The sequence below is a fragment of the Steroidobacter flavus genome (assembly GCF_042651805.1).
Lineage (GTDB): Bacteria > Pseudomonadota > Gammaproteobacteria > Steroidobacterales > Steroidobacteraceae > Steroidobacter > Steroidobacter flavus.
In genome coordinates, this window is record NZ_JBHSDU010000015.1 from 976,908 (window position 1) to 1,003,358 (window position 26,451).

The window sequence follows — 26,451 nt, forward strand, 5'->3', positions numbered from 1 at the left end:
CCGAGCTGCAATCAGGGCCCGGAGGAAACCAGCAACGTCAGAAACGGCAGGCGAATGGCCCTCAGCCCGTGCGCGGCGGCGAGCGAGCCGACGCCGTCTTAAATGTTCGGCCGCGCAAGCTCCAGCCGTCAAGCCTTCGTCATCCCCGCTTCCTCTGTGCCAGTGCCGCGATCTTGCCCTTGATGTCCGCAATCTCGCCCGCCGACAGATACAGGTACTCGGCAAAGCGCTTGACCGGCCGGCGCTTATGTTGGTCATAGGCCAGAAACGCGCGAGCGTCGCCGACCAGTCGCCGGAGATCCGCGGGAGTGAAGCCGTCGGTCAACTGGGCAAGCCTGGCTCGATCGAATTCCTGATGCTCCTTGGGAAGATCCGACGCGAAGTGGCGCACGATCTCGACCCGCGTGCCGGCTTCCGGCGGCTTGGTCTCGAGCCACACCTCGACACGGCCCGAACGCAGTAGCGCCACCGGCATATCCGCAACGTCCATCGCGGTCATCATCACACACACAAGGCCGACCGACTCGCTCGCCAATCCATCCAGTTTCGTCAGCAAGTAACGATTCAACCCGCCGTTGTCCGACTTGAACAGCACGTCGGCGTCGTCGATGAAAATGATGGACGGACTGTTGGCAATCGCGTTGTTGAACAGCCGGTCGATCTGCTTGAAGAACTTCGAGGTACCGCCCACGTAGGAACCGTCGATCATGAAGAACTTGCCGGCCATCTGATGAGCCAGCGCCCGACCGATCGAAGTCTTGCCCGTGCCCGGGTGACCGTGCAACAGCACGCCCCGTTTTGGCTTCAGGCCGAGTGCCTTGGCCAGCTCCGGCTCCCGCAACGGCAACAGGATGGTGCGCTCGAGCTTTTCGACAATCTCCTCGGCGCCTTTCAGATCGGCGAACTCGATGCGCTCGACTTCGGCGACATCGAGATTGCTCGAGAACAGGCTCTCGCCCACCGCGCGAGAAAACTCTTCAGTCGTCGGCGCTCTGCGCCCTCGCGCGAGAAGAATGCCGCAAGCCGCCTGTAATTGGTAAGCAGTCAACTTGCCGGTGTTGCGATGGATGCTTTCGATGTTGAGCGACGAAAGATGCTCCGTGCCCAGGCAAGCAGCGATCACCGCTTTATAGTCCGCCGGCTGAAACAATGGACATTCCAGCACCACGCTCTGGCCTTCGACCGTGCTGTAGAACTGCGAGCCGGTCATGCCTAGAAAGACCTTCTTTTTCTCGAGCCGCGCGCGGCTGAAGAAGTCTTTCAACACCGCCTCGAACAAATAAGGTCGCGGGAAGGCGCTGCCCATGCGCGTGACCGCTTCGATCGAATCGAGATCGTCGAAGAACACGATGTCGTCCCGGCGCAGCGCTTCATCCAGCAGCGCTCGAATCGCTTCCTCCAATGCGTGCGGATGGCGGACGGCAATGGCGTCCAGAGCCTCCGCGCAGCTGATGAATCGGCCACCGAGCCGCGCATGCAGATGTCGGAGGATCGTGGTCTTACCGACGCCTTGATCCCCACGCACCACGATGAACGGGCAGCCCTCGACGAGCGTCAGAGCCTCGTTGAATGTTTTGGCCTGCGACGGCGTCAAGGCCGGCAGCGAACGCGTGCGCAAGGCACTCACCGATCGCACGTTAACTTCGGTCGTCATTGATTGGAAATTTCCTCGGTTGTTCAGAATCGACCGCGCACACTCAGCGTGAAGCTGCGAGGCGCCCCGTACCAGTTGCCGCCCGCGACGTTGCCGACGGATTGGTAGTAGACCTCGTCAAAAATGTTCTCGAGATTGAGTGCCGCTGATAAGTTATCGGTCAGCCGGTAACCGATCCGGCCGGAGACCACCGTGTAGGGCTCGACCGTAAATTCGAACGGCACTTCGCTGACCAGGCAGCGCGCGATGCCGGTGGATGGATTGGGTTGACCCACCTGGCCATCCGGACACGTCCGACCGGCGCGATAACCTTCCGACTGGCCGTTGACGCCGAGCGAAACCGTCAGATTCGACAGCAAGCCGCTCGCGCCTGCAGAGCCGAAGTCATAGGTCGTCCACAGCTTGTACAAATGCTCCGGCTGGATACTGAGAAACGGCAGACCTTCTTCCAGGCCATAGGTCGCACCTTCGCGCTTGTTCCGGCTGAATGTGTAGCTGGCGGCGATCTGCCAGCCCGCCAGCACCTCGCCGGTCCACTCGGCGTCGACGCCCTCGCTCAGCTCGGTGCGGTTGTCGAGCTGGATGTAACAACAAGAGTGATACGGATCGGGTTGGCCATTCGGCAATTCGGTGCCGTGGTTGGCGATCACGATCAATGCGCCATTCGCGTCATGATAGAGCGTGCCATCCGCGTTGCGCCGATAGCGGTTGGTGTAGGTGGGCTCGCGATCGCCGAATCCCTGCTTCTCGATCCGATAGACGGCGAGCGCCGCGTTGAATCGACCGTCGCGCGCCACCCACCTGAAGCCGAGCTCGACGTTTTCGCCGGTGATGGGATCGAGCGGCTCGAGATCGCCATCCAGATAATTCGACTGGTCCTGATAGATGTCGGTGTAGCTGGTGTAGGCCGTGAGCGTATCGGTCAGGTCATAGGACAGAGCGATAACGGGCGGCCAGGCAAATCGATCGCCGCGATATACGTTGCGCGTCGAGCCGGAAACATCTCCGATCTGCAGACCCGCGCACGCACCCGTCAAGACTCGGCATAGAGCGTCGGACGCCAGTCGATTCTCGTAGCTGCTCCAGCGCAAGCCCGTCTGCAGATGGAGTCGATCGAACGCGGTCAGATTGAGATTCAGATAGGCAACGGTCTGCGCCTGCCCGTTCTCGGTGTAACGGGTTCGAGGCAGCGGATTCTTCGGCTCGGTGTAAACGGGATCGAACGGATTGAACGAGAAAACATCGATGGGCGGCGTTTCAGGTGCGATCGTGCCGGCGGGACACGGAGTGGCCGTCGACGTGGTATAGCAATAGCGCGGCCCGCCGGGATAGGGTTGATAGGGGGCGGTCGCGTTACTCTCTATCACGTTTCCATACTCCATCTGCCCGCTGCCGTCCTGAATGGCGTGGTTGATGCCCATCGTCACTTCCTGCCGCTGCCTCAGGAAGTTGAATGCTCCCGATGCAGTCAGCTCCGCCGCCAGTTGATCGCTCGCGTAGTCGTTGTAGATGCCGATGAGTCGCGGCCCGCGATTGTCGATCGGATTGACCGAGACATTGCTGTAACCGACTTTACGCGTGCTCTCCTGCTCGTTCTGCGTGACATTGAGCTTCACGGCCCACTCCTGGCCGATGCGCTGCTCGATCGAGCCGAAGATTTCGGTCGTGTCGAAGTCCCAGCGATTCCAGGGAATGGCGATCGATCGGTCGCGCGGTAGTCGCAGGTCTTCACCCGTTTGATATCTCGGCAAGCCGAAGAACCACGGCACGCTGTCCTGATCCGTGTGGCTGGCGCCCATCGTCACCAGTGTCGTCGGCGTCAGGTCATAGTCGAGGATGCCGTAGATCAACGTCTTGCGATCTTCGGCGATCTGGTAGAAATGTTTGTTGGATTGCCAGGTCGCTACCATGCGGCCCCGCAAGCGATTGTCGAATGCCAGCGGCGCGGTGGCGTCGAGCACAGTACGGTAGTGATCCCAGCTGCCCCACTCCGTGTCGAGGATCACCTCGCGATGATCCAGCGGTTTCTTGCGACTGAGATTGATCGTTCCCGAGGGATTGCCATAGCCGTTGAACAGGCCGGCGGCGCCACGCAGCAACTCCACATGGTCGTACTGAGACATGTCGACCTGAGGGAAGTAACCAGTACCGTAGCCGTTCGCGAAGCCCAGGCTGAGCGGCGCGCCGCCGTCAATCTGGATGCTGCTGATGAGAAAGCCGCGCGAATAGAAGGTGTTCTCGAGATTCGAGTTGTCTTGGCTCAGCGAAATGCCCGGCGCCTGTTGCAGCGCCTGTCGGAAATCGTTGATGTTCTGCTGTTCCAGCCGCTCGCTGGTGATCACGCTCACCGATTGCGGCGTATCCTTGATCGAGCGCGGCGCCTTCGAGCCAATCGTCATTGCTCCCGTCGTGAAGCTGCCCGTTCCTTCCGTCGCCGTCACATCGCGCGAGCCGTTGACACCATTCACCACCGCTCGGTCCACTCCTTGCACGCGCACCGGCCCCAGCGTGCGTGTGCCGGGCTCCGACTCCTTCTGCAAAGTCACCGTGTTTTGATTGGCGAAGCGAAACCCGATGCCAGTCCCTTGCAACATCTGGCGCAGCGCCTCGGGGGCAGAGTACGTGCCCGACACGGCGCGCGACGTCACCTTGAGTTCGCCCGTGGAGGGATAGAGCAATTGCACGCCTGTCACATCGGTGAAATCGACGAGCGCGGCGAGCAGCGGCTTCGATGGAATATTGAACCGGAACGTGCGCTCGACCTGCGCCGCGCTCTGCTGTGCGTGAGCCGGCAGGCTCAACGCAGTCACCAGTCCACAAACGACGCCCAGTCTGCGAAGACCTGCGAACATGCATTGCTCCCCAAGTGATACTCAAGGGAACAACGGCCCAGCCTGGTCAGCTCCTCATGTCGAGGCTCAGCGATGCAGAACGGTCACGACGCCAGGCACGCGAGTGGCCTGGAGGTTCAAGCCACTGCGTAGCGAGTCGAGGACGGCGTGCCAATCTCCCGACTGGAACACGCCGGAGACCGTGAGCGAGCGTAACGATTCATCTGGAATGACGATGCGGCCGGCGCCCATTCGACTGAGCTCATCGGCCACCGTGGCGAGGGAGGCTTGATCGAAGACCACGAGGCCGCGTCGCCAGGCCAGCGACGTTTCCGCGGAAACGTTTTCCGCTCCGCGAATCGTCTCGCCGTCGAGCACGAGCTGTTGACCCGGGCTCAGTTGCGCCGCTGTGCCAAGCTTCTTATCCGCCACAGCCACCTTGCCGCGCTCAACCGTAACAACGACGGCCGATCCTCGCCGCTCGACTGCAAACGCGGTACCGACGACTCGCACGTCGACGTCGCCCGCACGAACGAAGAAAGGACGTGAAGAATCATGCTGGACGTCGAACCAGGCGCGGCCACGGACAAGATTCACGCGCCGTGCGTCGCCGTTGAAGTCGACATCGATCGCCGTATCTCCGTCGAGATAGGCAGTCGAGCCATCGGCGAGCGGCACACTCGCTTGTTGTCCCGGCGCTACCGACTTGTCAGCGAGGGCGCGATCGACGATGCCCGGCGCCTGAAACCAAAACACCAGCGCAAACGCGGCGACCGAGGCCGCGAGCGCGAATGTCACCTGTCGGCCGCTTGTCCGACGCGCGCCGCGTCGATACCGCGCATCCGCGTGCAACTTCAACGCTGGACCTCGGAGATCCCGCCACAACTGCTCTGCCCTCGCGTAGGCAGACGCATGTGACGGATCTAGCCCAAGCCACGCGTCGAATTGTTTGCGATCCGTCTCCGTGGCCGACGCGTCCTTCAATCGTAAGTGCCATCGCTGCGCCTCGCGCGCAATCGCGTCACTCTTCGTTGGCATGCTCGCGTCAGTCATGGAAACTTCCCCTGCATGCATCCAGGGCTCGCATCATTTCCTTTTCGACCGTACTGACCGACACGCCCAATTGCCGCGCGATCTCGGCATAGGACAGCTCGTCGATACGATTGAGAAGGAAGATCCGTTGCGTGCGTTCAGGAAGTCCTCGCAGCGTTTCGACCAAGGTGTCGAACTGCTGAGCCGCCACCGCGGACGACTGCGGCTCCAATGCTTCGGGAACGAGCATCGCGTCGTCGGACGCGCCCTCGATTGCGCCTCTCGAATAGGCAGCGCGGACCTGCCGGCTGCGAAGATGATCGATGGCGAGATTCTGCGCCGTACGGAACACCAGGCTGCGGTCCTGGTCGGCCATGGGCCGATGCCATAACCGTAGCAACGTCTCGTGAGCCAGATCCTCGGCGGCGTCCCGACAGCGCACGATCCGCCGGATCAGGCCAACGACCCGATCCCGCTCGGCGAGAAAGATCTGTAGCAGCGCTGGCGGGGAGGAGGACATCGTTCCAATGAACGACCCGCCTCCTCCGACACCGCAATCAGAACCGGCCGCGCAGCGCCAGCGTGTAGCTGCGGGGCTCGCCAGACTGGGCCTGAACCCTCGGAATCCATCCCCCAAGAACGAGCCAGCCGGGCAAGGGCCGGAACGCTAGGCGATCCGCGGCGGCCCTTCGACCAGCATGCTCACCAGCTGAGTCCGGGTGCGGATATCGAGCTTGCGATAGATATGCCCCAGATGGTCCTTGATCGTGCACACCTCACGATGCAGCTGTTCGGCGATCTGCCGATTCGACAGCCCCTGCCGGACCAGCAACGTGACTTCCCGTTCGGTGGGCGTGAGCTGGGCCAGAATGCTCAGTTGCGACTCGGACAGATGGGCCGTCGTGTGAGTACGGGTCCGCACGCCGGTAAAGCGAATCAGGAACGTGGGCCGGTGAACCGAGAAGCTGCGCACCTGATGCATGCTCACAACCGCGCGCAGATCCTCATCGCGTGGATGTTGAACCTTCTCGATGCAGCTGCCGCTGTCACGTCGCTGCAACCAGGCGAGACGGAACTGCTCGCAATGTCTTCGCAATTCGCTCGGCACACGAAAGTCCGCGCGCGGGTCGTGATGGCGCAAGTTCGGAACGTTCCAGGCCAGCGCCTGCGCATACCCCGCATCGTTGACGTACACCGGCTGCAAATCCCAATTCAACAGAATCAATCCGATCGGCAGCCCGCGCACGAAGTCGCCCATCGCGTCCTGCACGGCCTGCTGCTGATACTGATCGATCATCCGGAACAGCACCGCTTCGATCAACGGATGCAGCAGCGTCAGCCAGTGACATTCCTGATCGGTGAAATTGCCCTGCTCATGGGTCCGGTACAGTACCAGCGTGGCGCGCGTGAGGCCCTTCTCCCAGAACGCCAGGGTCACGCCATGCTCCCAGCCTTCGGGACGCATGAAGCGTTGATAGAACTCGGTCGAGCGGATGCGCTCGGCCGGCGCGATGTCGCTGAGCCGATGCAGGATGGTGCCTGGATGCTCGTTCAAATACTGCGGTGTGAGATGCGAGCGCCGACGATTCTCCCAGTAGTCCGCCGCGCGCTCGAGCTGCGGAGCCTCGAACACGCGGGTGGCCAGACTGCTGGTGGAGAAGTCGACGTAGTCGTACCAAAGAAACGTCGTGCTGTGAGGCACGTTTTCCTGGAGCAAGGCCACCAGCGCTTCCCAGAACAGCGACAGATCGGTCGCGCCGGCGATGCGCGACAGATGTGAGATGCTGCCGGTGAGCGCGACGGGCTCGGCTTGAAGCGCGCGTTTTCTAACGGCCAATGATCCGTCCTCGACAGCTCAACCGCTGGCCGCCGGACTGGCCGGCGCCGCTTCCTGAGCAGCGGCGGCGGCGGCCTGCTTGGCCTTGGCCGTTTTCTCCGCCTGGCGGGCCGCTTCGATTTCCTTATTTTTCTTGATGGCGGCTTGAGTCTTGGGATGCGCCGGCACCGCGACGAACGAGCTCGCCTTCAGCACCTTCTCACCCGACCAGCGATAAGCGCACAAGCGTCCGCCATACACGGCGGAATAATCCACGCACGCCAGATTGGCGCGCATCGGCTTCAACTTGGCATCCAGCGCCAGGCTTTGATGTCCCGTGAACAGCGGCGGCGCATCGGCCGGATAGCCCCACAGCAGACTCTTTTCCTGATCGGTCATCTCACGGCGCGACAGCTTGGCGTGGCGTCGAAACGAGCCGTGCCACACCGTCGTGCCAGCGAGCTGATCGGGGGTCGCGTACCAGCGCACGCGCGAGGTCTTCTCCTTGCCGTCCTTCTCGTACGTCAGCCACGGACCGAACAGCAAACGATCCAGATAGGCGCTGGGCTTGCTCTTGTGGTCGGACAGCTCCATGTACAGCGACTTGTCGTTTAGATTCTTGTCGCGCCAGTACTCGATCGCATTTTGATTCCACGCCGCGTGCACCACGCGCAGGCCCGGCGCTTCGAATACCAGCGGCAACTTGCGCAGCCAGCGCACCCAGTGCGCGATGAGGCCCTCTTCGACGCTCAGCTGCCGATGGGTCTCGCGCAATTGTTTCTTGCGAACTTTGCTGTGCTCGCGGATCGGCTTGCCGTCGCCGCGATTCATATAGTAGTAGATGAAATCCCGCTCGTGATTGCCCAGGATGCAATGCGCCGAGCCCGCGTCGACCATGGCCGCCACGGTTTCCAGCGTCTCGCGGATCGCCGGGCCCCGATCGACCAGATCGCCGACGAACACCGCCTTGCGCTGCTTGTGGCGCCACACGCCGGCGCGCCTGGAATAGCCCATCTGCTTCAGCAGCCCGGTCAGTTCCAGGTGACAGCCGTGCACGTCACCGATGATGTCGTAGCCCGCCTTGGTCAGCGGTTGTGGAGTCTTGCGACGGGCCGGCTTGGCCTTGGCGCGCCTCGAACGGGGTGATGGCATGTGAATTATGAATGCGACCTGGGTCGTAGCAGCACAATAACGAGCAACTGCCACGCCCCCCGCAACGCAGCTGTAACAATCAGGCGCTAGGCGCGGTCACCCGATGCCGCGCCGGATCGACCAGAGGCATGAATAACAGCGACACCGCGGCCAGGATCGCAGCCGTCACGAATGTGGCGTGCGGCCCGACCCGATCCCATAACAATCCGGCAATCACGCTGGCGAACAGCAACAACACGCCGCGCATCATGTTGAACACGCCGAACGCCGTGCCCCGCAAGTTTTCGGGCGCGGCGTCGGCCACCATGGCGATGAAGATTCCTTCGGTCAGCCCCATGTGCAGGCCCCACAGCGCCACGCCCGCCAGTGCGACCGTCGGCGTGCTGGCATTCGCCAGCATCACATTGGCGACGATGAGCACCGAGCAGCCGATCATCAGCAACTTGGTACGTGACATGCGGTCGGCTAGGACGCCCGCGGGATAGGCCGACAGCATGTAAGCGACATTCATCACCACCAGCACCAGCGGAGTCCACGCCATCGGCAGTCCGGCGTTGGAGCCCAGCAGGATCAGGAACGCTTCGGAGAAACGAGCGAGCGTGAAGAACGCCGCGACCGTGCTCAGCACCCAGAACGCTTTGGGCAAATCGCGCGGTCGCAGATCGACGATGCGCCGCTTGGTCGGCTGCAGGTGCGGCGGCTCTTTCACCGCGAACCAGAGAATGGCGACCGCGATGAACGCGGGAATCACCGCGATCCAGAACAACGCACGCACATTGTTTGCTAACACCATCAGCAATCCGATGGCGAGCAGCGGCCCGACGAATGCACCGACCGTGTCCAGCGATTGCCTCAACCCATACGCCGCGCCCCGCTGCTCCGGTGTGGTGTAGTCCGCCACCAGGGCATCGCGCGGCGCGCCTCGAATGCCCTTGCCGATGCGATCGATGAATCGCGCCATGAAGACGGTGGCAGTCGAGCCCGCCAGAGGAAACAGCGGCTTGGTGATGGCGGCCATGCCATAGCCCAACAGCGCGAGCGATTTGCGCTTGCCCCACCGATCCGACAACGCGCCCGAGAAGACTTTGACGATACTGGCCGTGGCTTCGGCAACGCCTTCGATCAATCCCAACCAGATGGTGCTCGCGCCCAGTGTGCCGACGACGAAGATGGGTAGTAACGCGTGGATCAGCTCCGAAGAGATGTCCATGAACAGACTGACAAATCCCAGGGCCCAGACACCGGCTGGCAACGTCGCTCGCCGGACTACGCTCTCGCTCATGGAAAAGAGTCTCGCTATTAAAAGCAAATAACGAGCGAGAGCGGATCCGGCCGCAAACCCGGCCTCAGAAGCTACCGCGCAGGCTCAAAGTGAAGCTACGAGGTTCGCCATAATAGTTGTCTTCCTCCGGCTCGCCTACCGTTCGTTGACACCGCTACCGATGCTCAGCCGCAATTGGTCGCCGAGACTCCAGAATCCGTGGGAGAAACGGGCTCGGACGCCACACGCGAGGCGCCCAACGGCTGCACCAGGGTGGGCTCGATGGTGCGCGAGTCGATGATCTCCCAACCGCCGCCGACCAGCAGGCGCAACGCCCGGTCATGGAATCGCAAAATGGTTTCGCGATGGCCGACGCTGACGAAGGTCGCACCGGTCTCGATCAGCGCCTTGTACAGGCGCGCCTCGGTGGGAATATCCACCGCGCTGGTGGACTCATCGAGGAACACATACTTCGGCTTCGAGATCAAAATACGAGCGAACGAAACGCGCTGTTGCTCGCCGAGCGACAACACTTTGCTCCAGTCGCGATCGGCATCGAGGCCGCCCGATTTCTCGATCAAATTGGGCAGACACACCTTCTCGAGCACCGCCTGCAACTCATCGTCCGTCATGTCCGAGCGACCGTGCGGATACAACAGCTGCGCCCGTAGATTGCCCAGCATCATGTAGGGCTTCTGCGGCACGAACATCGTGTCATCTTCCGGCGGCATGGTCATCGTGCCGGTACCGCGCACCCACAAGCCAGCCATGGAACGCAACATCGAGCTCTTACCGACGCCAGTCTGGCCGACGATGATCATGCTCTCGCCCGGCTTCAGTGTGAGCGACACCTTCTGCGCCAGCTGTTGCTCGCCGCCCGGCGTTTGGAAAGAAACATTGTCGAGCTCGATGGAGTCGCCACGCTTGATGGTGATCTGCTCGCTGTGACGAGCGATCTGCGCATCCATGGCGTCGAAGCGCTCGACGATCTGCGCCAGGCGGACCGTCTTGGGCGCGATGCCGGCGAAGAATGGAATATAGTCGTCCAGCGACAGCAGCGCCGAGCGCAAGCCGTCGGCAGCCGTCATCGCCAGCGCGATCGTGCCGTACTCGATCTTGCCGCCGAAGTACAAGGGATAAATCATGAACAACGGCGCGATGGTCCAGACCGAGCCGATGAACTGAGTGATGAATCCGGTCTTCAGGTTGTAGTAATAGATGTTCATCTTGTTCCGGATGACCCGGTCGAGACGATCGGAGACCTGACTCTCCTCCATGTTCTCGCCGCGAAAGAACGCGATGGTCTCTGCGTTGTCGCGCACGCGGAGCAGACCGAAGCGAAAGTCGGCCGCCGCCGCCACCGCATCGAAGTTCTTGCGAATCAGCGGCCAGTACACCGCCGTCTGCACGACCATGGAAATAGACGAATACACCACGACGAACGTGGTCATGCGCGAGTTCACCTGCGAGAGCAGCACCACGTTGGTGGTCAGGCCGAGGATGGTGCCGAGCACTTTGGTGGGAAACGACAACACCGCGTCGATGAACGGCAGCACGTTGTCCTGGATGCGCTCGTCGGGATTGTCGATGTCGTCGCGCATCGCGATGTCGTAGTAAGTTTTATGCGCGAGGTAACGTTTGACGATCCATTGGGTCATCCAGCGATACCATTGCATCTGCATCAGCGTGTTGAGCAGCCCGAGGATGACCCCGTAGAGCCAGCGCCCGATGCCCAGCAGGAACAACAGCCAGAAAATGCGGTGCCATTCCTCGGGGTTCTTCGATACCAGCGCATTGGCCTGCTCGGCACCGACCTGCGCGGCCCAGAAGTTGTAGTACGCCCAGGCCGGGCCGATCAGGATGCCGAACGCCATCAGCGCCCAGGATTTCCAGTGTTTCGGATCGCTCCAGTACGGCTTAGCCAGACGCCAGATACGCCGTGCGAGCCGGCCGTCGAGCCGGTAGTCGCGAGGATCGACTTGAATGGAACGCGCGTCGGTCATTGATTACCCAGCATCCTGGCGTTGATTTTGAAATCCGGCTTGTCCTTGCCGGCCAATTGCTCGGACTCCGTCCACAGCGCCAGGCCTTCCTGCTCGGCGCCCTGCGCCACCAACGCGACACTCACCAGAACCATGTGAGCCGAAGCAAATCGCCGCAGCAGGCGGGCCCGCGCAGCGACCTCATCGTCGCTCTTGTCTTCGATCGACATCGCTTGTGAGCGGCAACCGGCCAATTGTTTGTAAAGTCCGGTCGCACCCTCGACATCCGGTTGAGCGCCGGGCGTCGCAAAGGCCTGGGCCTTTTCATACAACGCACCGCATTCGCTGGCTGCGGCGTCCAGCGCCGGCATCGCCGGTTCCCGCCCCAGCTTTTCCAGCAGAGATTTCAAACTGCTACGCAACCCCAATGTTTCCTGCTGCGCGGCCGTCGGGCGCATGCCCGGTTCGTTACGCATGTAGCGGTACTGGCGGGGTACGTTTTGCAGCGACTGGTAGGGATCGCCGGAGGCCGCGGCATATTTGTCCTTGACCTCCTGCGCAAACGTCGGATTCGGCGTGTCGTCACAGCCGCTCAGGCCGGCCAATAGCAGACCCACGCCGCACACCAGAGTCAGGTGCTTGCGCTCCATCATCGTGATCTCCTCTTCGATTCGATTCGCGCCCAGTGAACGAATGGCGCAGCAGCGGCCCGCAACGTCCGCCGGGCGCTCGCTGTCTGCTATCCGTACAGCGCTTCGCCGTCCGAGGAAACGATGTGCCGGGATCCCAAGTCCAGGTCCCGCAGTTGTGGCTCGATCTTTTGCAAATCGCCAGTGACGATCCAGACCATTCGCTCGGGAGCAAACACCGAGGCGAACGTAGAGTTCACCCGCTCGACGGTCAGCGCCGCGAGTCGTTCCGGATATGCGCTCCAATGTTCCGGCGTGCGCTCCCTGCGAATCAGATATTCGATGGCGCTCTGCAAGCCGCCGAGGCTGCCGATACCAGTGCCAAAACGCAGCATCTCGGTTCGCGTCACGCGAGCGAGCTCATCCTGCGTCACCGGCCGCGCGCCGACCATGTCACTGAGTTCCCGTTGAATCTCCGCGATGCTCTGCGCGGTCTTATCGATCTGCACCGGCGCACTCACCTGGAACACTCGGGGCCCCAGCGTGGCGGTCATCGAAGAGCGCACGCCGTAAGTCCAGTTCTTGTCCTCGCGCAGATTGATGTTGAGACGCGAGCCGAACTCTCCGCCCAACACCATGTTGGCGATCTTCACGGGCAAGGAAACTTCGTCTTCCATGAACGGCAACACCGTCGCCGCGCGGATGATGGCTTGCGGCGTGTCCGGCTTGTCGATCAGGTACACCGACGGCGCGAGCGGCGCTGCTGCCGCCGGCACAGGTGGCGATGCGTGCCAATTCGCCGCTCGCCACTGTCCCAGGCAACGTTCCAGCTTGGGCTTGATCTCGGACATCGTCGTGTCGCCGACGACCAGCAGCACCGTGCCTTCAGGACGGAACCAGCGCGAATAACAACGCTGCACCGAGTCGCGATCCAGTCGCGACACCTGCGACGTCACGCCGAAGCCGGACATCGGCCGACGATACGGATGGCCTTTGTCGAACAGCAATCCGGGCAGCACGCGGGAAGCCGACGAATCGGGCGCGGTCGCTTCCTGCGCAATGATTTCCAGAATGCGCTCGCGCTCCCGGGCAAGATGAGTTTCGGCAAAGTGCGGACGGAAGATCAGATCGCCCAGCAGCTCCAGCGCCTGATCCACCTGGCCCTTGAAGGTCGACATGCCGATGCCGGAGCCCTCGAGCACGGTGTTGACCGACAGCTTCGCGCCGATACGACGACGCGCCTCCGAGAACTCGAACGCATCGCGCGAGCCCGAGCCCAACGTCAACAGTCGAGCCGTCAGGCGCATCGAGCCCAGCGCATCGGCCGGATCGTCGACCAGGCCGTCTTTGAACATCACCCCGAAATTGATCAGCGGCAGCTCGTGACGCTCGGCCAGCACGATGCGCATGCCGTTCGACAGCGTTTCATGCTGAAGCTCCGGAAGAGTGACGCGAGCCCGGGTGCCGATGGACGGCACCTTCGAGCGATCGATTTCCTTGCCGGTCGCACGCAACGTCGGGAACGGCACCACTTGCAATACATACGAACCATCGGACAACCAGCGCTGAGCTGCGTCTCGAATAGACTCGCACGTCGCCTCGCGCACCCACTGCAAACCGAGCCGATACAGATCCGGCCGCTCCAGGCGCACTTCATTGCTCGCGAGCATGGCAGCGATGCTGGAAACACTGTCGAGCCCACGGATGAAGCTCGACAACTCTTGCGTGCGCACGCGCTCCAGCTCGTCCGCCGTCGGTCCTTCGATCAGGAACCGTTGCAGCTCCTCGCGGACCGTCTGCTCCACTGTTTCCAGTGCGACGCCGCCTTTCACTGTGGCAGTGATGGAGAACTGTCCCGCGATCGTGCCGGCCGACATGCCGGCATCGATGCCGGAGGCCAGCGCATCATCGTGCACCAACCGTCGATGCAACCGCGATGACGTGCCGCTGCTCAGGATCTGCGCCGCGAGCCCCAGCAATGTCACATCCCGTTCACCCGTTTGCGGCGTGTTCCATACCATGTACACGCGGGCTTGCGAGACGCGATCTTCGAGAGTCTCGCGCTTCACGCCTGTCATCTTGGCGATCCACGCTCTGGATCGACGCAGCGGCGGGCCCGGCGGAATGGCGCCGAAGTATTCGTTCGCCTTGCGCTTCGCCGTCGCCGCATCGATGTCGCCAGCCAGCACCAGCACCGCGTTCGAGGGACCGTAGTAGGTCTTGAACCAATTCTTCACGTCGTCGAGCGTCGCCGACTGGATGTCCTCCATCGAGCCGATGGTGGTGTGCGCGTACGGATGGCCGACCGGATACGTGCCTCGCGAGATGCTGTCGTAAACCAGGCCGAACGGCCCGCCTTCGGTCTGGCGCTTTTCGTTCTGAACCACGCCGCGCTGGATATCCAGCGTCTGCTGGCTGATGGTTTCGTAGAAATGGCCCATGCGGTCCGACTCGGCGAACAGCGCGTAGTCGAGCGCTTCGGTCGGCACCGTCTGGTAATAGTTGGTCCGGTCGCGGTTGGTGGTGCCGTTGAGATTGGTGGCACCGGCGTTGAGCATGTTGCTCAGGTACAGGCCGGGAAAATGCCTGCTGCCGCCGAACATCAGATGCTCGAACAGGTGCGCGAAACCGGTCTTGCCGGCGGGCTCTTCCTTGGCGCCGACGCGATACCACACCGCGACGGTGACCGTCGGCGCACGTCGGTTTTCATGCACGATCACGGTGAGGCCGTTGTCGAGATGAAACTTCTCGTAGGGAATGGTCACGTCGTCGGCGATGAAGCCGCCGGCGAGCGGCGCGGCCGCTTCATTCGACTCGGGATTCAGCTCAGGCGACAAGGAATTAGGTGCGGTCACTAATCTATCTCTCCGAAACGTTAACCGTAAGCGCTACGGTTGCCGGTGCGCTTCCCCCCAAAGCAGGAATCAGCCCGGGTTGTCGGGGCGCATGCCCCGCGGCCGCTGCGGCCGGTTCATGCCCTGACGCTGCATGCTGGTCTGCCAGGTCTGAATCTCGCTGATCTGGCGCTGCTGCTCCGAGCTCAGGATGGAGGTGGACCGCGCCAGCACCCGACGATTGAATTGCTCGCGCCATTCCAGGTTGGTCTCGCGCGCCTTGGGATCGTCCCAATTGAATTTCGGCTGCGGGAAGGCCGCCTTCTCCTCGCTCATCGCGGCGATCATCTGCTCTTCCTGCGCATCGGTCAGCTTCAGCCCGAACGCATCGAGTTGCTCGGACAGCTGCTGGACCTGCATGCGCTCGCCCAAGGTCGCCTGATAGTCGCTCAGCTTCTGTGCGGTGCTTGCGCCGAGCATCGACGCGATCTGTGCCTGCGTTTGTGTCTGCACATCGCGCCGCGCCGTCTCCAGCGCCTCGCGATCGACGCGGCCTTCGCTCGAGCGGCGCGCCTGTTGAAACGTTTCGAACTCGCGCTCATCCTGATCGGCCAGCGCGTTGAGCAGAGCGTCGACCTCCGAGTCCTTCAGGCCGAGTTGTTTGATCAGATCGCCGTAGGCCCGCTTGTTCCCTACTTTGTTCATCAGCCGCATCATCTCGCGGCCCTGCGGTGTGGCGTAGGGACTCGTGCGCTCACGTCGCATGAAGCGCGCCTCCGGCGACTCGGCTGGAGATTCTTGCGCACCGGCTTCGGCGACCCGCGCGCCGGGAAGAGCGGTTGCCAGCGCGTTGGGGCCGGCCGGTTCGACCGACGCGTCCTCCATGGACTCGTGCGGCCGGGCGTCCGGCACTGCCGTGCGGGCCTTGGCCAGCGCCAGCTCCGCGGCCACCACTTTCTGGCGCTCGCCGTCGAGCTGACGCCACAGATAAGCTGACGTTCCCGCCAGCGCGATGGATGTCGCCGTCAATGCGACCGTCAAGATTTTCATCAAACGGTAACGAGCGGGCCGGTCAAACACCGCAATTCCGACGGGCAAAAAAGAGCGCGCCGCACACCCACGGCGCGCTCTGAACATTGCCGATGAACACCGATGAACACCGACAACTCTCGCAGGACCGGTCAGGTTACTGGGCGAGATCTCGTTTGGAATCCAGAACGAGCAGAGCTCGCGCGACCCGCAACGCTGAGCTCAGGAAACAGCCGCGCGATACTTCACCGCCAGATCCGCGGTCGCCACCAGTCGACTGTTTGCCCAGCACAGATCGCGCACGGCATCCAGATACAAACCGGCGGCCGACACGCCCTCGCCTCGTCCCGAGCAAATGGCGTCAAAGTGTCGACGTGCGACCTGACGCTCGATCTGTCGGAAATTTTCGCTGTCTTTGAGCAACTGGCGGGCGGCTTTCACATCCGTGTACATGAACACGACGATGGACAGCTGCAAATGCTCTCGCAACGAGTCGTAAAGCTGCTCGATCACCGACAGCTCATCTGCCGACAAGCTCACCTGACGTTTGATCCGTTTGCTCGCCCGCTTCATCAGCAGCTGACCGAGCACATCGCCGATGTGCTCCAGGTTCACCGCAAAGGTGAGAATGGTCTGCGCTCGCAGGCGTTCGCGATCTGACAGCGGTTGGCCGCCGACGCCGGCGAGATAGCGCTGGATACTTTCGTGCAGCGAATCCAGCGTATCGTCCAGCGCACGCACATCGGTGATTCGATCCCGGTCGTTGCAGGCAAAGATGCCGCGCGAGCGATCCAGCATTTCCACCACGATATCGGCCATGCGCAGCGCCTCGCGCTCCGCCTTGGTCAAAGCCACGGTCGCGGGCTCTGCTTCTCGACCGTGCAAATATCTCGGCAACGCCGGATCGTCGGCACGCGTCCGCTCCGGAAACATCCGTGTGAGCTGCCGCGCGATCAACGGCACCACCGGCAGGAACAGCAGCGCGACGGCCAGGTTGAAGATCGTATGGAAGTTGAACACGATCCGCTGCGTGCTGGCACCGAGTGAGTCGATCCATAGATCGGCAAACATCAGCGCCGGCCAGGCGAGCGCGCAACCGATGAGCCGCGTCAGAATATTCGCGGATGCGAGGCGCAAGGCGTCGACCTGAGCGGAGCGGCTGTACAGCAGCGGATTCAGCGCCGTGCCCAGATTGGCCCCGAGCACCATCGCGAGCGCCGCCTGATTCGACAACTCATCCACCTGCGCCAGCGACACGATCAGCAGAATGGCCGCGATGCTCGAATGCGACAGCCAGGCGAACGCCGCACTCGCCAGCAGCGCGGCCGCCGGCTCGCTGCTCATGGAATGCATCACCAGTTGAAACGTCGGTGACTGCGACATCGGCGCCAGTGCCGCCGACAATCCGTGGACCGAGAACAAGCCGATACCCAGCGCAATGAGCACGCGACCGAGGTCACGGGTCGAGGCGAGCTTGCCTTTGCGAAAGATCACGAAACCGATCAGCGCGAACAGCGGTGCGATCTCGATGGACAGGAACGAGAACGATTGGGCGATGAAGGTGGTGCCGACATTGGCACCGAGGGCCGCCGCGATACCGACCCCGAGCGGGATCAAGCCCTGCGAAGTCCACGACGCCAGCGCCAGAATCGCCGTGGTGCTGCTTTGAAGAACCGTCGTGGCCGCCGCGCCGACCGCGAAACTGCGCAACGCGCGATCGTTCCCTCGATTCATGAGGCGACGAATCTGCGCGCCCCAGGATCGATCGACGCTGCGCTGGAGCATTTGCAAGCTCCAGAGCAGCAGACAGACGTGGCCGACCAATGTCAGCAGCGCATGGATCATCCAGCCAGTTTAGAGACACGCGCCGCCGACAGTATCCATCGAAAGCAGGAATCAGAACTTGCCGAGCACCGTCAAGGTCGCAGCGCGCGGCTCGCCATACCAGTTGCCGAACGTGCTCGTGCCGACGGTCTGATAGTAAGTGCGGTCCGTAACGTTGTTGACGTTCAGCGCGACTTCCCATTGTGAGTTGAGCGCATATTCGATGCGGGCCGCGATCACTGCGTACGAAGGCTGCGTGAACTCGTAGTCCACCTGAGCATCCGGCGCGCATGATTCGTTGCCCAGCTCGTCGAAGACGAACGCCGTGCAGGCGGAGCCGCTGGTGTAGTGCTCGGTCTGCGCATTCACGCCGAGGCCCAGTTTCAGCTGCTGTGCCCAGCCGGGTTGCAGCACAGCCCACAGCTTGAACAGATGTTTCGGCGTGTAGGTGCTGAAGCGCTGACCGTTGGGCGAATAGTTGTCGTTGTAGGTGTAGCCGGCGAACAGCTGCAGCCCCTTCCACAACTGCCCGGTGATCTCCGCCTCGACACCGCGGCTCATCGACGCACGTTCGTCGAGCGCGATGAAGCAGCATTGCTGGCCGGTCGCACGATCGATCGTGAAGGGCACGCTTTCGTCGACGACCAGCGAGTTTCGCACCTCCAGCCAGTACACCGCCAAGCTGGCATTGAGCTGTCCGTCGAGCGAGCTGTGCTTCACGCCCAGTTCCCAATTGAAGCCGGTGCTCGGTTTGACCGGCTCGCCGGACTGCTGCAGATATTTGCTGCTGGCCGAGGCATACGTGGACGCGTAGCTGCCATACGCTGTCAGCGTGGGCGAGATGTCATAGGAGATGCCGAAGTACGGCGGCGACCATTGATCGTCGTCATAAGTCTCGCGCGATCCGGCCAGTAGCTGACCCGCCGCATTCAATCGCTCGTAGTAGCGGTCGTACACATACCGGCTGTAACGCACGCCCAGATCGACGCGCAACGCGTCGATGGGCCGCACTCGCACGCTCGCATATCCGCCCGTCTGCGTTTCGCCGTAGTCGCGATAGCGCTGACTCACAAAGGTCGCCGGCGGTTCTGGATACCCGGCGGAGTCAAACGCAAATACATCCACCGCCGGACGAGGCGACGCGTACATCCGGTCGTAAACATTGCGAGGCCCGTCGATCGTCGTGATTTGACGCGTCCACCCCACCAAGACCTCCTGCTCGCGTCCCCACAGCTCGAGCACACCGCGAAAGTTGCTGTCGAGCTGGTACTGAGTGCTCTGCCCCTCGCCCATCAAACCATTCAGCGTCGCGCCCTCGCCCGAGTTCGGGCTGACCGGGCCCATCACATAGCCGTACTTGAAGTCGGCGTCCTGGGACGAGCGCGTCAGATTGATCTTGAATGTCGAGGCCCGCCCGATCTGTTGATCGAGCTTCAGGAACAGCTCGTTGCTGTCGAAGTCATACCGTCCCCAGGACGGACACAGGCACGTATCTCGCCCGAGATGCAGATCGTCGCCGTTGCTGAAGCGAGGCAGCCCATAGAGGAACGGTGTCATCTTCTGATTGGCGATGGCGCCACCGAACCCGAGCAACGTGGTCGGCGTCACATCGGCCTCGAAGCTGAGGAACGCATTGCTCTTCCGGCTATGCGCCGTGTCGTAGAAATAATCGTTGTCTTGAAAGAGCGCGACCGCGCGGCCTCGCAGCCGGCCATCGAATGCAAGCGGCATCGTGCCGTCGATCATGGCGCGTCGATTGTCCCAGGAGCCGAGTGACGCTTCGACCTGCAATTGCGCATGATCCAGCGGACGTTTGCGAACCAGATTGATGGAGCCGCCGGTGGAATCGAAGCCATTCAACAGACCGGCACTGCCCCTTAGCACTTCGACGTGGTCGTACATCGCCATGTCGAACAGCGGGCGAAAGTCATACGTGGACACGTTGAGCGGCGCGCCGCCGTCGATCTGCACTACGCTGATGGAGTGACCGCGTGAATAGAACGTGGGCGATTGATCGCCGAACGCGCCCGTGACGGACGTGATACCGGTGGACTGATTCATCACCTGATTCAGACTGGTGAGATTCTGGTCCTGCATGCGCTCCTGAGTCACTACGCTGACGGATCGCGGCGTCTCGCGCAACGATTCGGGCGTCTTCGAGCCGATCTCGAGGTCGCGACTCGTGTAGCTGCCGCTTCCTTCCGTGGCGGTGATGTCGCTGCTGCCGTTGGTTCCCAGCGCAGAGCGTGTGTTTGCGCCTTCTACTCGCACCGGCGCGGTCTGACGCACGCCCGTCGCTCGTGACTTCTCTAATGTAATCACGTGCGGCTTCACGAACCGATGCACGAGGCCTGTGCCTTCGAGCATCGCGGTGAGCGCACTGTTTGCGGAGTAGCGACCGACGACGGGTTGCGACGTCAAGCTCGCTGTCAGTGGCGCGTCGAAGAACAGCTGGATGCCTGTGTTCTCCGAGAATCTGAGCAGCGCCTGCGAGAGCGGCAGCGCTGGAATGGAAAAGTCTCTGAACGACGTCGCTTCGTCGGCCGCCGCACTGCTCTGTTGCGCCCAAGCCGGGCCCGCTGGCGATACGGCATTTAGCATCGCCGTCATCAGCAGGACTCGAGTGAGCCCGTTCCGCACCTTCATATCCGCCTCGTGATGATGATTCTGGATCACCCATCACGACGATACGGAGGGGTCGAACCATTACTGGCCGTGCGCGGAAAATATCAATGTGACGCCGAACAGCCGCACGCTGCTCGCCGGCAGCAGGTCGAGGATGGTGCCGAGCGCGTCGTCAGGATCGTCGCCGTCGACCGCACCCGTGACCGGACGCTCTCGCAATGCTTCGTTCATGATGAAGATGCGGCCGCCGGAATAACGCTGCAGATCGTCGATTGCGTCCCGCAACGGGACGTTTTCGAAGACCAGGCGCCCGGTGCGCCACGCCGCCACGTCCGCGACATTCATCGTTGCCACAGTCGCGTCGTGACGTGACATCTCACCTTTCAGAAGATCCCAGACGCCACCGTCTTCGTCTGACACACGCACGTGCCCTTCGCTCACCGACACTGTTACATCGGATCGAGCGATGCCGACGTCGAACGCCGTGCCGACCGCGATGGCTTGACGATCCAGCGCGCTGACGATGAACGGACGTTTCACATCCGGCTGCACTTCGAAGTAGGCGCGGCCGGAATGCAACGTGATCTTGCGAACGTGAGCATCCAGATCGGCGGACACCGCCGACCCCGCATCGAGCGTGATACGCGACCCATCTGACAAGGTGATGACGCGTCGCTCGCCCACCGCCGTTCGATAGTCCGCCCCGACGCTCCAAGTACTCGCAGGCAACGCGCCCCAGCAAACCAGCAACGCGAGACCTGCGACGCACGCCGCCGCCAGCCAGGCAGGCCCGCCGCGCGCGTGCGCACTACGTGCGCCGCGCTGTTGACCCGAAGAACGAGACTTTGTCGCAGCCCCCTGGCGAGCCGAAGAACCGGACTCTGTCGCAGCCCCCCGGTGAGCCGAAGGACCGAACTCTGTCGCAACATGCCGGTGAGTCAAAGGACCGGCCGCGGCCGACGCTCGTAGCCCGCGCTTCGATGAACCGACGCGCCGTGTCTTCGACGCCGCCACCGTATCCAACCCTTCCCACAGCTGCTGCGCCTCAGCCCAGGCTTTTCGGTGCTGCTCGTCGGCGGACAGCCATTGATCGAAGCGCTGACGGTCGGCGTTGGTGGCTTCGTCGTCGTTCAGCAAGACCAGCCATTCCAGCGCTGCATCGGCACTGTCGTCCATCGCCACAGCATCGCCAAAGAACTTGCCCTGGCTCATCGTAGGATCTCGCCAGTCGCGTTGTATTCGGCGAGCTTGCGTCGGCAGTGCGCGAGCGCGCGGACCATCAACACCATCACCGTATTCTTGGCGATGCCCAGACGCGCAGCGATTTCGCCGTAGCTCAGATGCTCGAACTTATGCAGATGAAACACTTCCCGGGTTCGAGGCGGCAGCGTCTCAACCGCAGCCGCAAGCACGGCCAACTGTTCGCGAGACAACGCCGCCGACTCTGGCGAATAGGATGAAGCAGCGACCGGCTCCTCGGCGCTCTCATCGTCCAATGACTGAGGCTGCCGGCGCCCGCCACGCCAATGATCGGTGACCAGATTGGCCGCAGTCCTAAACAAATAGGCACGCGGATTATGAAGGAGGACGTCGCCGGCCGGCATGGCCGCCAGTCGCAAGTAACTGTCCTGCACGATGTCGGCTGCGAGAGCGCGACACTGCACCTTACGCATCACGAACGCGAGCAGCTCGTCGTAGTGCTGCGAAAGATCGTGCAACCCCGACTGGACAACACTGGACGTCATGCGACCAGAACGACCGGCGCATGGAGCAGCCGCAAAGCGCCCGGCGGGCGCTCAGCGGATGACGGTGACGAATCCGTAGCGATGCAGCTCGATGGGCTGAGAATCGCCCAAGGCGGCCAGCCAGTCGTCGATGTGAGCGAGATCGATGACCGCGTTCACGCGACGCGAGCCGACGGCGTCGTTGGTGACGACGAACATGCCCGGGTGATACCGGTCGAGCTCGCTGATCACTTGCGACAACGGCTGATCTTCGATGATGAGCCGGCCGCGACGCCACGCCAGTTGCGAGTGCGAGTCGATGACTTGCGCCTCGCGCAGCACGCCGCCATTGAAGCGGACCTGCTGATTGGGCGTCAGCACGACGAAGTCGGCACCGGCGCGAACTTCGACGCGACCGCGCTCGACGGTGACGAGCAGCTGATCGCCGTCCTTACGCACCGAGAAGGCGGTGCCGAGCACGCGCACCTCGCCCTCACCCGCTTTGACGATGAACGGCAGCTCGGGATTGTGAGTAACGTCGAAGAACGCTTCGCCCCGCGCCAGCACGATGCGACGCTCGAGCGAGCTGTATTGAACGTCGATGGCCGTGTCGGTGTTGAGCGTGACGGTGGAATTGTCCGCGAGCTTGATGTGCTCCTGCCGGCCGGTCGCGGTGACGAAGTCGTGGCGCCAGTCGTGCAGCGATTGATAAGCGACACCCGCGCCGAGCAGTAGCGACGCGGCCAGTGCGAAATAGCGAAACACAGAAGAGCGACGCGACGGCGCTTCGACTGGCTTCTTAGCAACGACCGCAGGCGGGATTTCTTCCTGAGGCTCGGCCAGCACGCCTTCCAGCGACGCCCAGAGCTGGCGCGCATTACGCAGTGCTTCCCGATGCTCGGGGCTTTGATTCGACCAGCGTTCGAACTGTGCTTTTTCGGCAGCATTCGCCTCACCGGAGGTGAGACGTACCAACCAGCGAATCGCCTCTTCTTCGAGGGGCGACACCGCGGGCTCCGGTAACTCTTCGAACTCGTCGTCCTTGTGATTGGAGGGCATGCTCCTGAAACGAGCGACGCGCGCCCCTACCGCAATGAAAGTGGGGAGATATTAGCGCGTTAGTTGGTCTGTTGCAGCAACCGCGTCCGGCAGTGCAAGAGCGCCCGCACCATGTATTTTTCCACCAGGCTCACCGACACGCCGAGCTTGGTGGCGATCTCGGCATGGGTCATTCCTTCGACACGGCTCAAGAACAGCACTTCACGGCATTTCGGTGGCAGCTCGGTCAAAGCCGACTCGATGACGCGCATCTGGTCACCATTGATTACGCTCTGCGCCGGATCGCTCTCCACCCCTTCGAACAACAGCGCCAGCCCCGACAGGATCTCGGCGCGCCGGCCTTCCACCCGGAAATGATCGGTGGCGGCATTGGTCGCCATGCGTAACAGGTAGCGCCGTGCCTCTTCTTCATTCGGCAATTCGGCGGCCACCCGCTGCACCCGGAAATACATATCCTGTGCCAGATCCGCGGCCGTCTGCGGACAGCCGACCCGGCTCGCCAGAATCCGCTCGATCTGGGCGCGCAGTCCGATGAATACATCCATCAGCTCGCCATGGCTCAACGCCGTCATTACTGATGCTCCCACCAATCTCGACAAGCCAGTTTGCACGCGGAACATTACAACTGTGTGAGCATTGCAACAGCGATGCCGTTAGAACGCTCGGTGACAGTCGATCCCGACTTTAGTAGGGAAGAGAGTTTTTTGCGGTTACTTTTTGTGGATCCCCCTGCGGCTGAACGTTTTATGACCGTGGACCGAGACACCGAACTGGTGCATGAAGCCACGTCCGTTGGCCGTTGCTGGTGCAAATAAAAACATTGCCGGTGTTCGCACCGGCAACGTCCATGGCAACAGCGATCAGTTATGCGCCACTTTGCGCAGGAAGAACTCTACGGGAACCACCAGCTCGAGCCGTTCGCCCTGCACTTCCGCCGGCGGTGGCGGCAACGGTGAAGAGCGCTCGATCAATGCTGTGACTTCTTGATCGAGCAGCGCGTAACCGCGACTGCGCTCGATGGCGAACTCCAGCACTTTGCCAACGCGATCCATGGCAAAGCGCACATAGATCACATCTTCCTGGCGACGGCGCTGCGCCTGGCCCGGATAACGTTTGTTACGTTCCAGGTGCGCAAGCAACGTGCTTTCCCAAGTGCGCTCGGCATTCTGAGCCACCGCGTCGGTCGCGCCTTCGGTCGGCGCTGCTGGCTTGTCGTCGGACGGCGCAGTCAGCGTCGGCAATGACGCGGTCATGTCGGCGGGATCCGCGTCGCTGACTTCCTCTTCTTCTTTAGGCTCTTCCTTGGCGACGGCGAATTCCGGCGGAACCTCGGTCTTTACTTCCGGCGGCTGCTCGAACTTCGGTTGTTCGCGCAAAGGCTCGGGCTTGGGCTGCGGCCGCGCTTCGACCTGCGGCGGGCCCGGGGGAATTTCAGTGGGCGGGATCGGTGGCGCGGCCGGCTCCGGCGCCAGCTCGACAACCATTGCGGCTTGCTCGGGCTGGGCGTTCGCGAATGTGAGATCGAGCATGAAGCCCGCCACCACCGCGACGTGTCCCGCGCCGACCAGCAGCACACTGCTGCTCCACCGGCCAAATTCCTTGCGTCGATCGAATTCCAGCATCATGGCTCGGTTCCCGCCTGACCCTGCATGCCCACCAGCGCCACCTTGGTGTAACCGGCCTCGCGCAGCCCGTTCATGACGTTCATGAGTTCACCATAAGGCACCGAGCGATCGGCCCGTAAGAAGATACGGCGCTCGGCGCTGCCGCCGGTGAGCGCTTTCAATTCTTGACCGAGCGACGGCCGCGCGATCGGTTTCTCGTTCACGCTGAGCGACAGGTCCGCCTGCACGCTCAGATACACAGGCTCGTCCTGCTTCGGCTGCGGCTGCGCCGTCGACACCGGCAGATCCAACGGCACATCGACGGTGGCCAGCGGCGCGGCCACCATGAAGATGATCAACAACACCAGCATCACGTCGATGAAGGGCGTGACGTTGATCTCGTGATTGACCGTCAGCTCGCCAGCGCCCTTCGTCAGTTTGAAGGCCATGGCGTTATCTCACCGCGGCCACATGACGCCTCGGCTCGCCCTCTTGGGCGTTCGCGCGGCGATCCACTTCACGGCTGACGGCACAGCTTATGTAAGTACCGGCGTCGACCAGCAGTGCGCGATAGGCCGTGATCGACTTGGCGAACACGTTGAAGAACAGCACCGCCGGGATGGCCGCGACCAGGCCGATCGCGGTGGCCAGCAGCGCTTCGGCGATACCGGGCGCGACCACCACCAGGCTGGTCGTCTTCGCTTCGGAAATGCCGATGAAGCTGTTCATGATGCCCCACACCGTGCCGAACAGGCCGACGAACGGCGCGGTCGAGCCGATGGTGGCGAGAATGCCGGTGCCATTGCTGACCTTGGCACCCGCCGCCGCTTCGATGCGCTCGAGTCGAGCGGCGACACGTTCTGTCACGCTCGAAGTCGCGAGCTGCGGCCCGGTCACCAGGGCGAGCTCTTTGTGAGCCGCGGTCACCATCACACTGACGATCGGATCGCGGCTCTCGCCATCGGCCGGCAGGTTCGGCGTATTGTTCAAATCCACCAGGGTCTGGCGCAGCGTCTTACGCAGCTTGCGCAGCTCGAGCGACTTCGCGACCCAGATGGTCCAGGTGATGAACGAGGCGATGAGCAGAATCAGGATGACGGTTTTGACGATGCCGTCGGCCTGTCGAAACATCGACCAGGGCGACAAGCCATGCGGCAAGGTGTTGAGCGAAACGCTGGCCTCCGCGGCCGTGGCGACTTGACTGAATGCAAGCGCGAAAACCGTTGCCAGTACGCCGGCCGCCATTGGCCGCGCGACGGCGCACATCTGTCGATGGAATCTCAACTCTGACCCCTCCGCAAAAACTGCTGAACCCCTGTCATGCAAAACGACTGAGGGGGCGGGAGTCCGCATCTTTGTGCGTTAGTTCACCGCCCCGCCTCGCGCCATTCGATC

Annotated in this window: 20 protein-coding genes; all 20 read right to left on the reverse strand. The window is 62.3% G+C overall.

Annotated elements, in window-relative coordinates:
• Positions 1-139: 139 nt before the first annotated feature.
• Positions 140-1,654 (reverse strand): AAA family ATPase, encoded by a 1,515-nt coding sequence (locus ACFPN2_RS32075; RefSeq protein WP_380604360.1) that lies wholly within the window; start codon positions 1,652-1,654, stop codon positions 140-142.
• 23 nt (positions 1,655-1,677) lie between these two features.
• Positions 1,678-4,506 carry a TonB-dependent siderophore receptor gene (locus ACFPN2_RS32080; protein WP_380604362.1) on the reverse strand — a complete coding sequence of 943 codons (2,829 nt, stop codon included), beginning with the start codon at positions 4,504-4,506 and terminating at the stop codon, positions 1,678-1,680.
• A 66-nt stretch (positions 4,507-4,572) separates the two neighbouring features.
• On the reverse strand, positions 4,573-5,538 hold the full coding sequence (locus tag ACFPN2_RS32085) for a FecR family protein (protein ID WP_380604364.1): 966 nt from the start codon (positions 5,536-5,538) through the stop codon (positions 4,573-4,575).
• On the reverse strand, positions 5,531-6,037 hold the full coding sequence (locus ACFPN2_RS32090; protein WP_380604365.1) for an RNA polymerase sigma factor: 507 nt from the start codon (positions 6,035-6,037) through the stop codon (positions 5,531-5,533). Before ACFPN2_RS32090 ends, ACFPN2_RS32085 begins: the two co-directional genes overlap by 8 nt.
• Before the next feature lie 147 nt (positions 6,038-6,184).
• Positions 6,185-7,354 carry a helix-turn-helix transcriptional regulator gene (locus ACFPN2_RS32095; RefSeq protein ID WP_380604366.1) on the reverse strand — a complete coding sequence of 390 codons (1,170 nt, stop codon included), beginning with the start codon at positions 7,352-7,354 and terminating at the stop codon, positions 6,185-6,187.
• Between the two features lie 18 nt (positions 7,355-7,372).
• Positions 7,373-8,485: a metallophosphoesterase gene (locus ACFPN2_RS32100; RefSeq protein WP_380604367.1), complete on the reverse strand. Its 1,113-nt coding sequence runs from the start codon at positions 8,483-8,485 to the stop codon at positions 7,373-7,375.
• A gap of 79 nt (positions 8,486-8,564) precedes the next feature.
• Positions 8,565-9,767, reverse strand: a complete 1,203-nt coding sequence (locus ACFPN2_RS32105; RefSeq protein ID WP_380604368.1) for an MFS transporter — start codon at positions 9,765-9,767, stop codon at positions 8,565-8,567.
• A 164-nt stretch (positions 9,768-9,931) separates the two neighbouring features.
• On the reverse strand, positions 9,932-11,749 hold the full coding sequence (locus ACFPN2_RS32110) for an ABC transporter ATP-binding protein/permease (protein ID WP_380604370.1): 1,818 nt from the start codon (positions 11,747-11,749) through the stop codon (positions 9,932-9,934).
• A complete protein-coding gene (locus tag ACFPN2_RS32115; protein WP_380604372.1) occupies positions 11,746-12,381 on the reverse strand; it encodes a hypothetical protein in 636 nt (211 codons plus the stop codon). The genes ACFPN2_RS32110 and ACFPN2_RS32115 overlap by 4 nt, the downstream gene beginning before the upstream one ends.
• A gap of 86 nt (positions 12,382-12,467) precedes the next feature.
• On the reverse strand, positions 12,468-15,212 hold the full coding sequence (locus tag ACFPN2_RS32120) for a M16 family metallopeptidase (RefSeq protein ID WP_380604374.1): 2,745 nt from the start codon (positions 15,210-15,212) through the stop codon (positions 12,468-12,470).
• Between the two features lie 69 nt (positions 15,213-15,281).
• Positions 15,282-16,241 carry a hypothetical protein gene (locus ACFPN2_RS32125; RefSeq protein ID WP_380604376.1) on the reverse strand — a complete coding sequence of 320 codons (960 nt, stop codon included), beginning with the start codon at positions 16,239-16,241 and terminating at the stop codon, positions 15,282-15,284.
• Positions 16,242-16,442: 201 nt separating this feature from the next.
• Positions 16,443-18,065, reverse strand: a complete 1,623-nt coding sequence (locus ACFPN2_RS32130) for a Na/Pi cotransporter family protein (protein ID WP_380604378.1) — start codon at positions 18,063-18,065, stop codon at positions 16,443-16,445.
• Between the two features lie 51 nt (positions 18,066-18,116).
• Complete coding sequence (locus ACFPN2_RS32135) at positions 18,117-20,690, reverse strand: TonB-dependent siderophore receptor (RefSeq protein ID WP_380604380.1); 2,574 nt, start codon at positions 20,688-20,690, stop codon at positions 18,117-18,119.
• Positions 20,691-20,750: 60 nt separating this feature from the next.
• Positions 20,751-21,881, reverse strand: coding sequence for a FecR family protein (locus ACFPN2_RS32140; RefSeq protein WP_380604382.1), 1,131 nt, complete (start codon positions 21,879-21,881; stop codon positions 20,751-20,753).
• Positions 21,878-22,414, reverse strand: coding sequence for an RNA polymerase sigma factor (locus ACFPN2_RS32145; RefSeq protein ID WP_380604384.1), 537 nt, complete (start codon positions 22,412-22,414; stop codon positions 21,878-21,880). Before ACFPN2_RS32145 ends, ACFPN2_RS32140 begins: the two co-directional genes overlap by 4 nt.
• 51 nt (positions 22,415-22,465) lie before the next feature.
• Positions 22,466-23,452: a FecR family protein gene (locus ACFPN2_RS32150; RefSeq protein WP_380604386.1), complete on the reverse strand. Its 987-nt coding sequence runs from the start codon at positions 23,450-23,452 to the stop codon at positions 22,466-22,468.
• A 59-nt stretch (positions 23,453-23,511) separates the two neighbouring features.
• Positions 23,512-24,024, reverse strand: coding sequence for an RNA polymerase sigma factor (locus ACFPN2_RS32155; RefSeq protein WP_380604387.1), 513 nt, complete (start codon positions 24,022-24,024; stop codon positions 23,512-23,514).
• Positions 24,025-24,312: 288 nt separating this feature from the next.
• Positions 24,313-25,077, reverse strand: coding sequence for a TonB family protein (locus ACFPN2_RS32160; protein ID WP_380604389.1), 765 nt, complete (start codon positions 25,075-25,077; stop codon positions 24,313-24,315).
• Positions 25,074-25,505 (reverse strand): TonB system transport protein ExbD, encoded by a 432-nt coding sequence (gene exbD / locus ACFPN2_RS32165; RefSeq protein WP_380604391.1) that lies wholly within the window; start codon positions 25,503-25,505, stop codon positions 25,074-25,076. Before exbD ends, ACFPN2_RS32160 begins: the two co-directional genes overlap by 4 nt.
• Positions 25,506-25,509: 4 nt before the next feature.
• Positions 25,510-26,340 carry a tonB-system energizer ExbB gene (gene exbB, locus ACFPN2_RS32170; RefSeq protein WP_380604393.1) on the reverse strand — a complete coding sequence of 277 codons (831 nt, stop codon included), beginning with the start codon at positions 26,338-26,340 and terminating at the stop codon, positions 25,510-25,512.
• Positions 26,341-26,451: the final 111 nt, after the last annotated feature.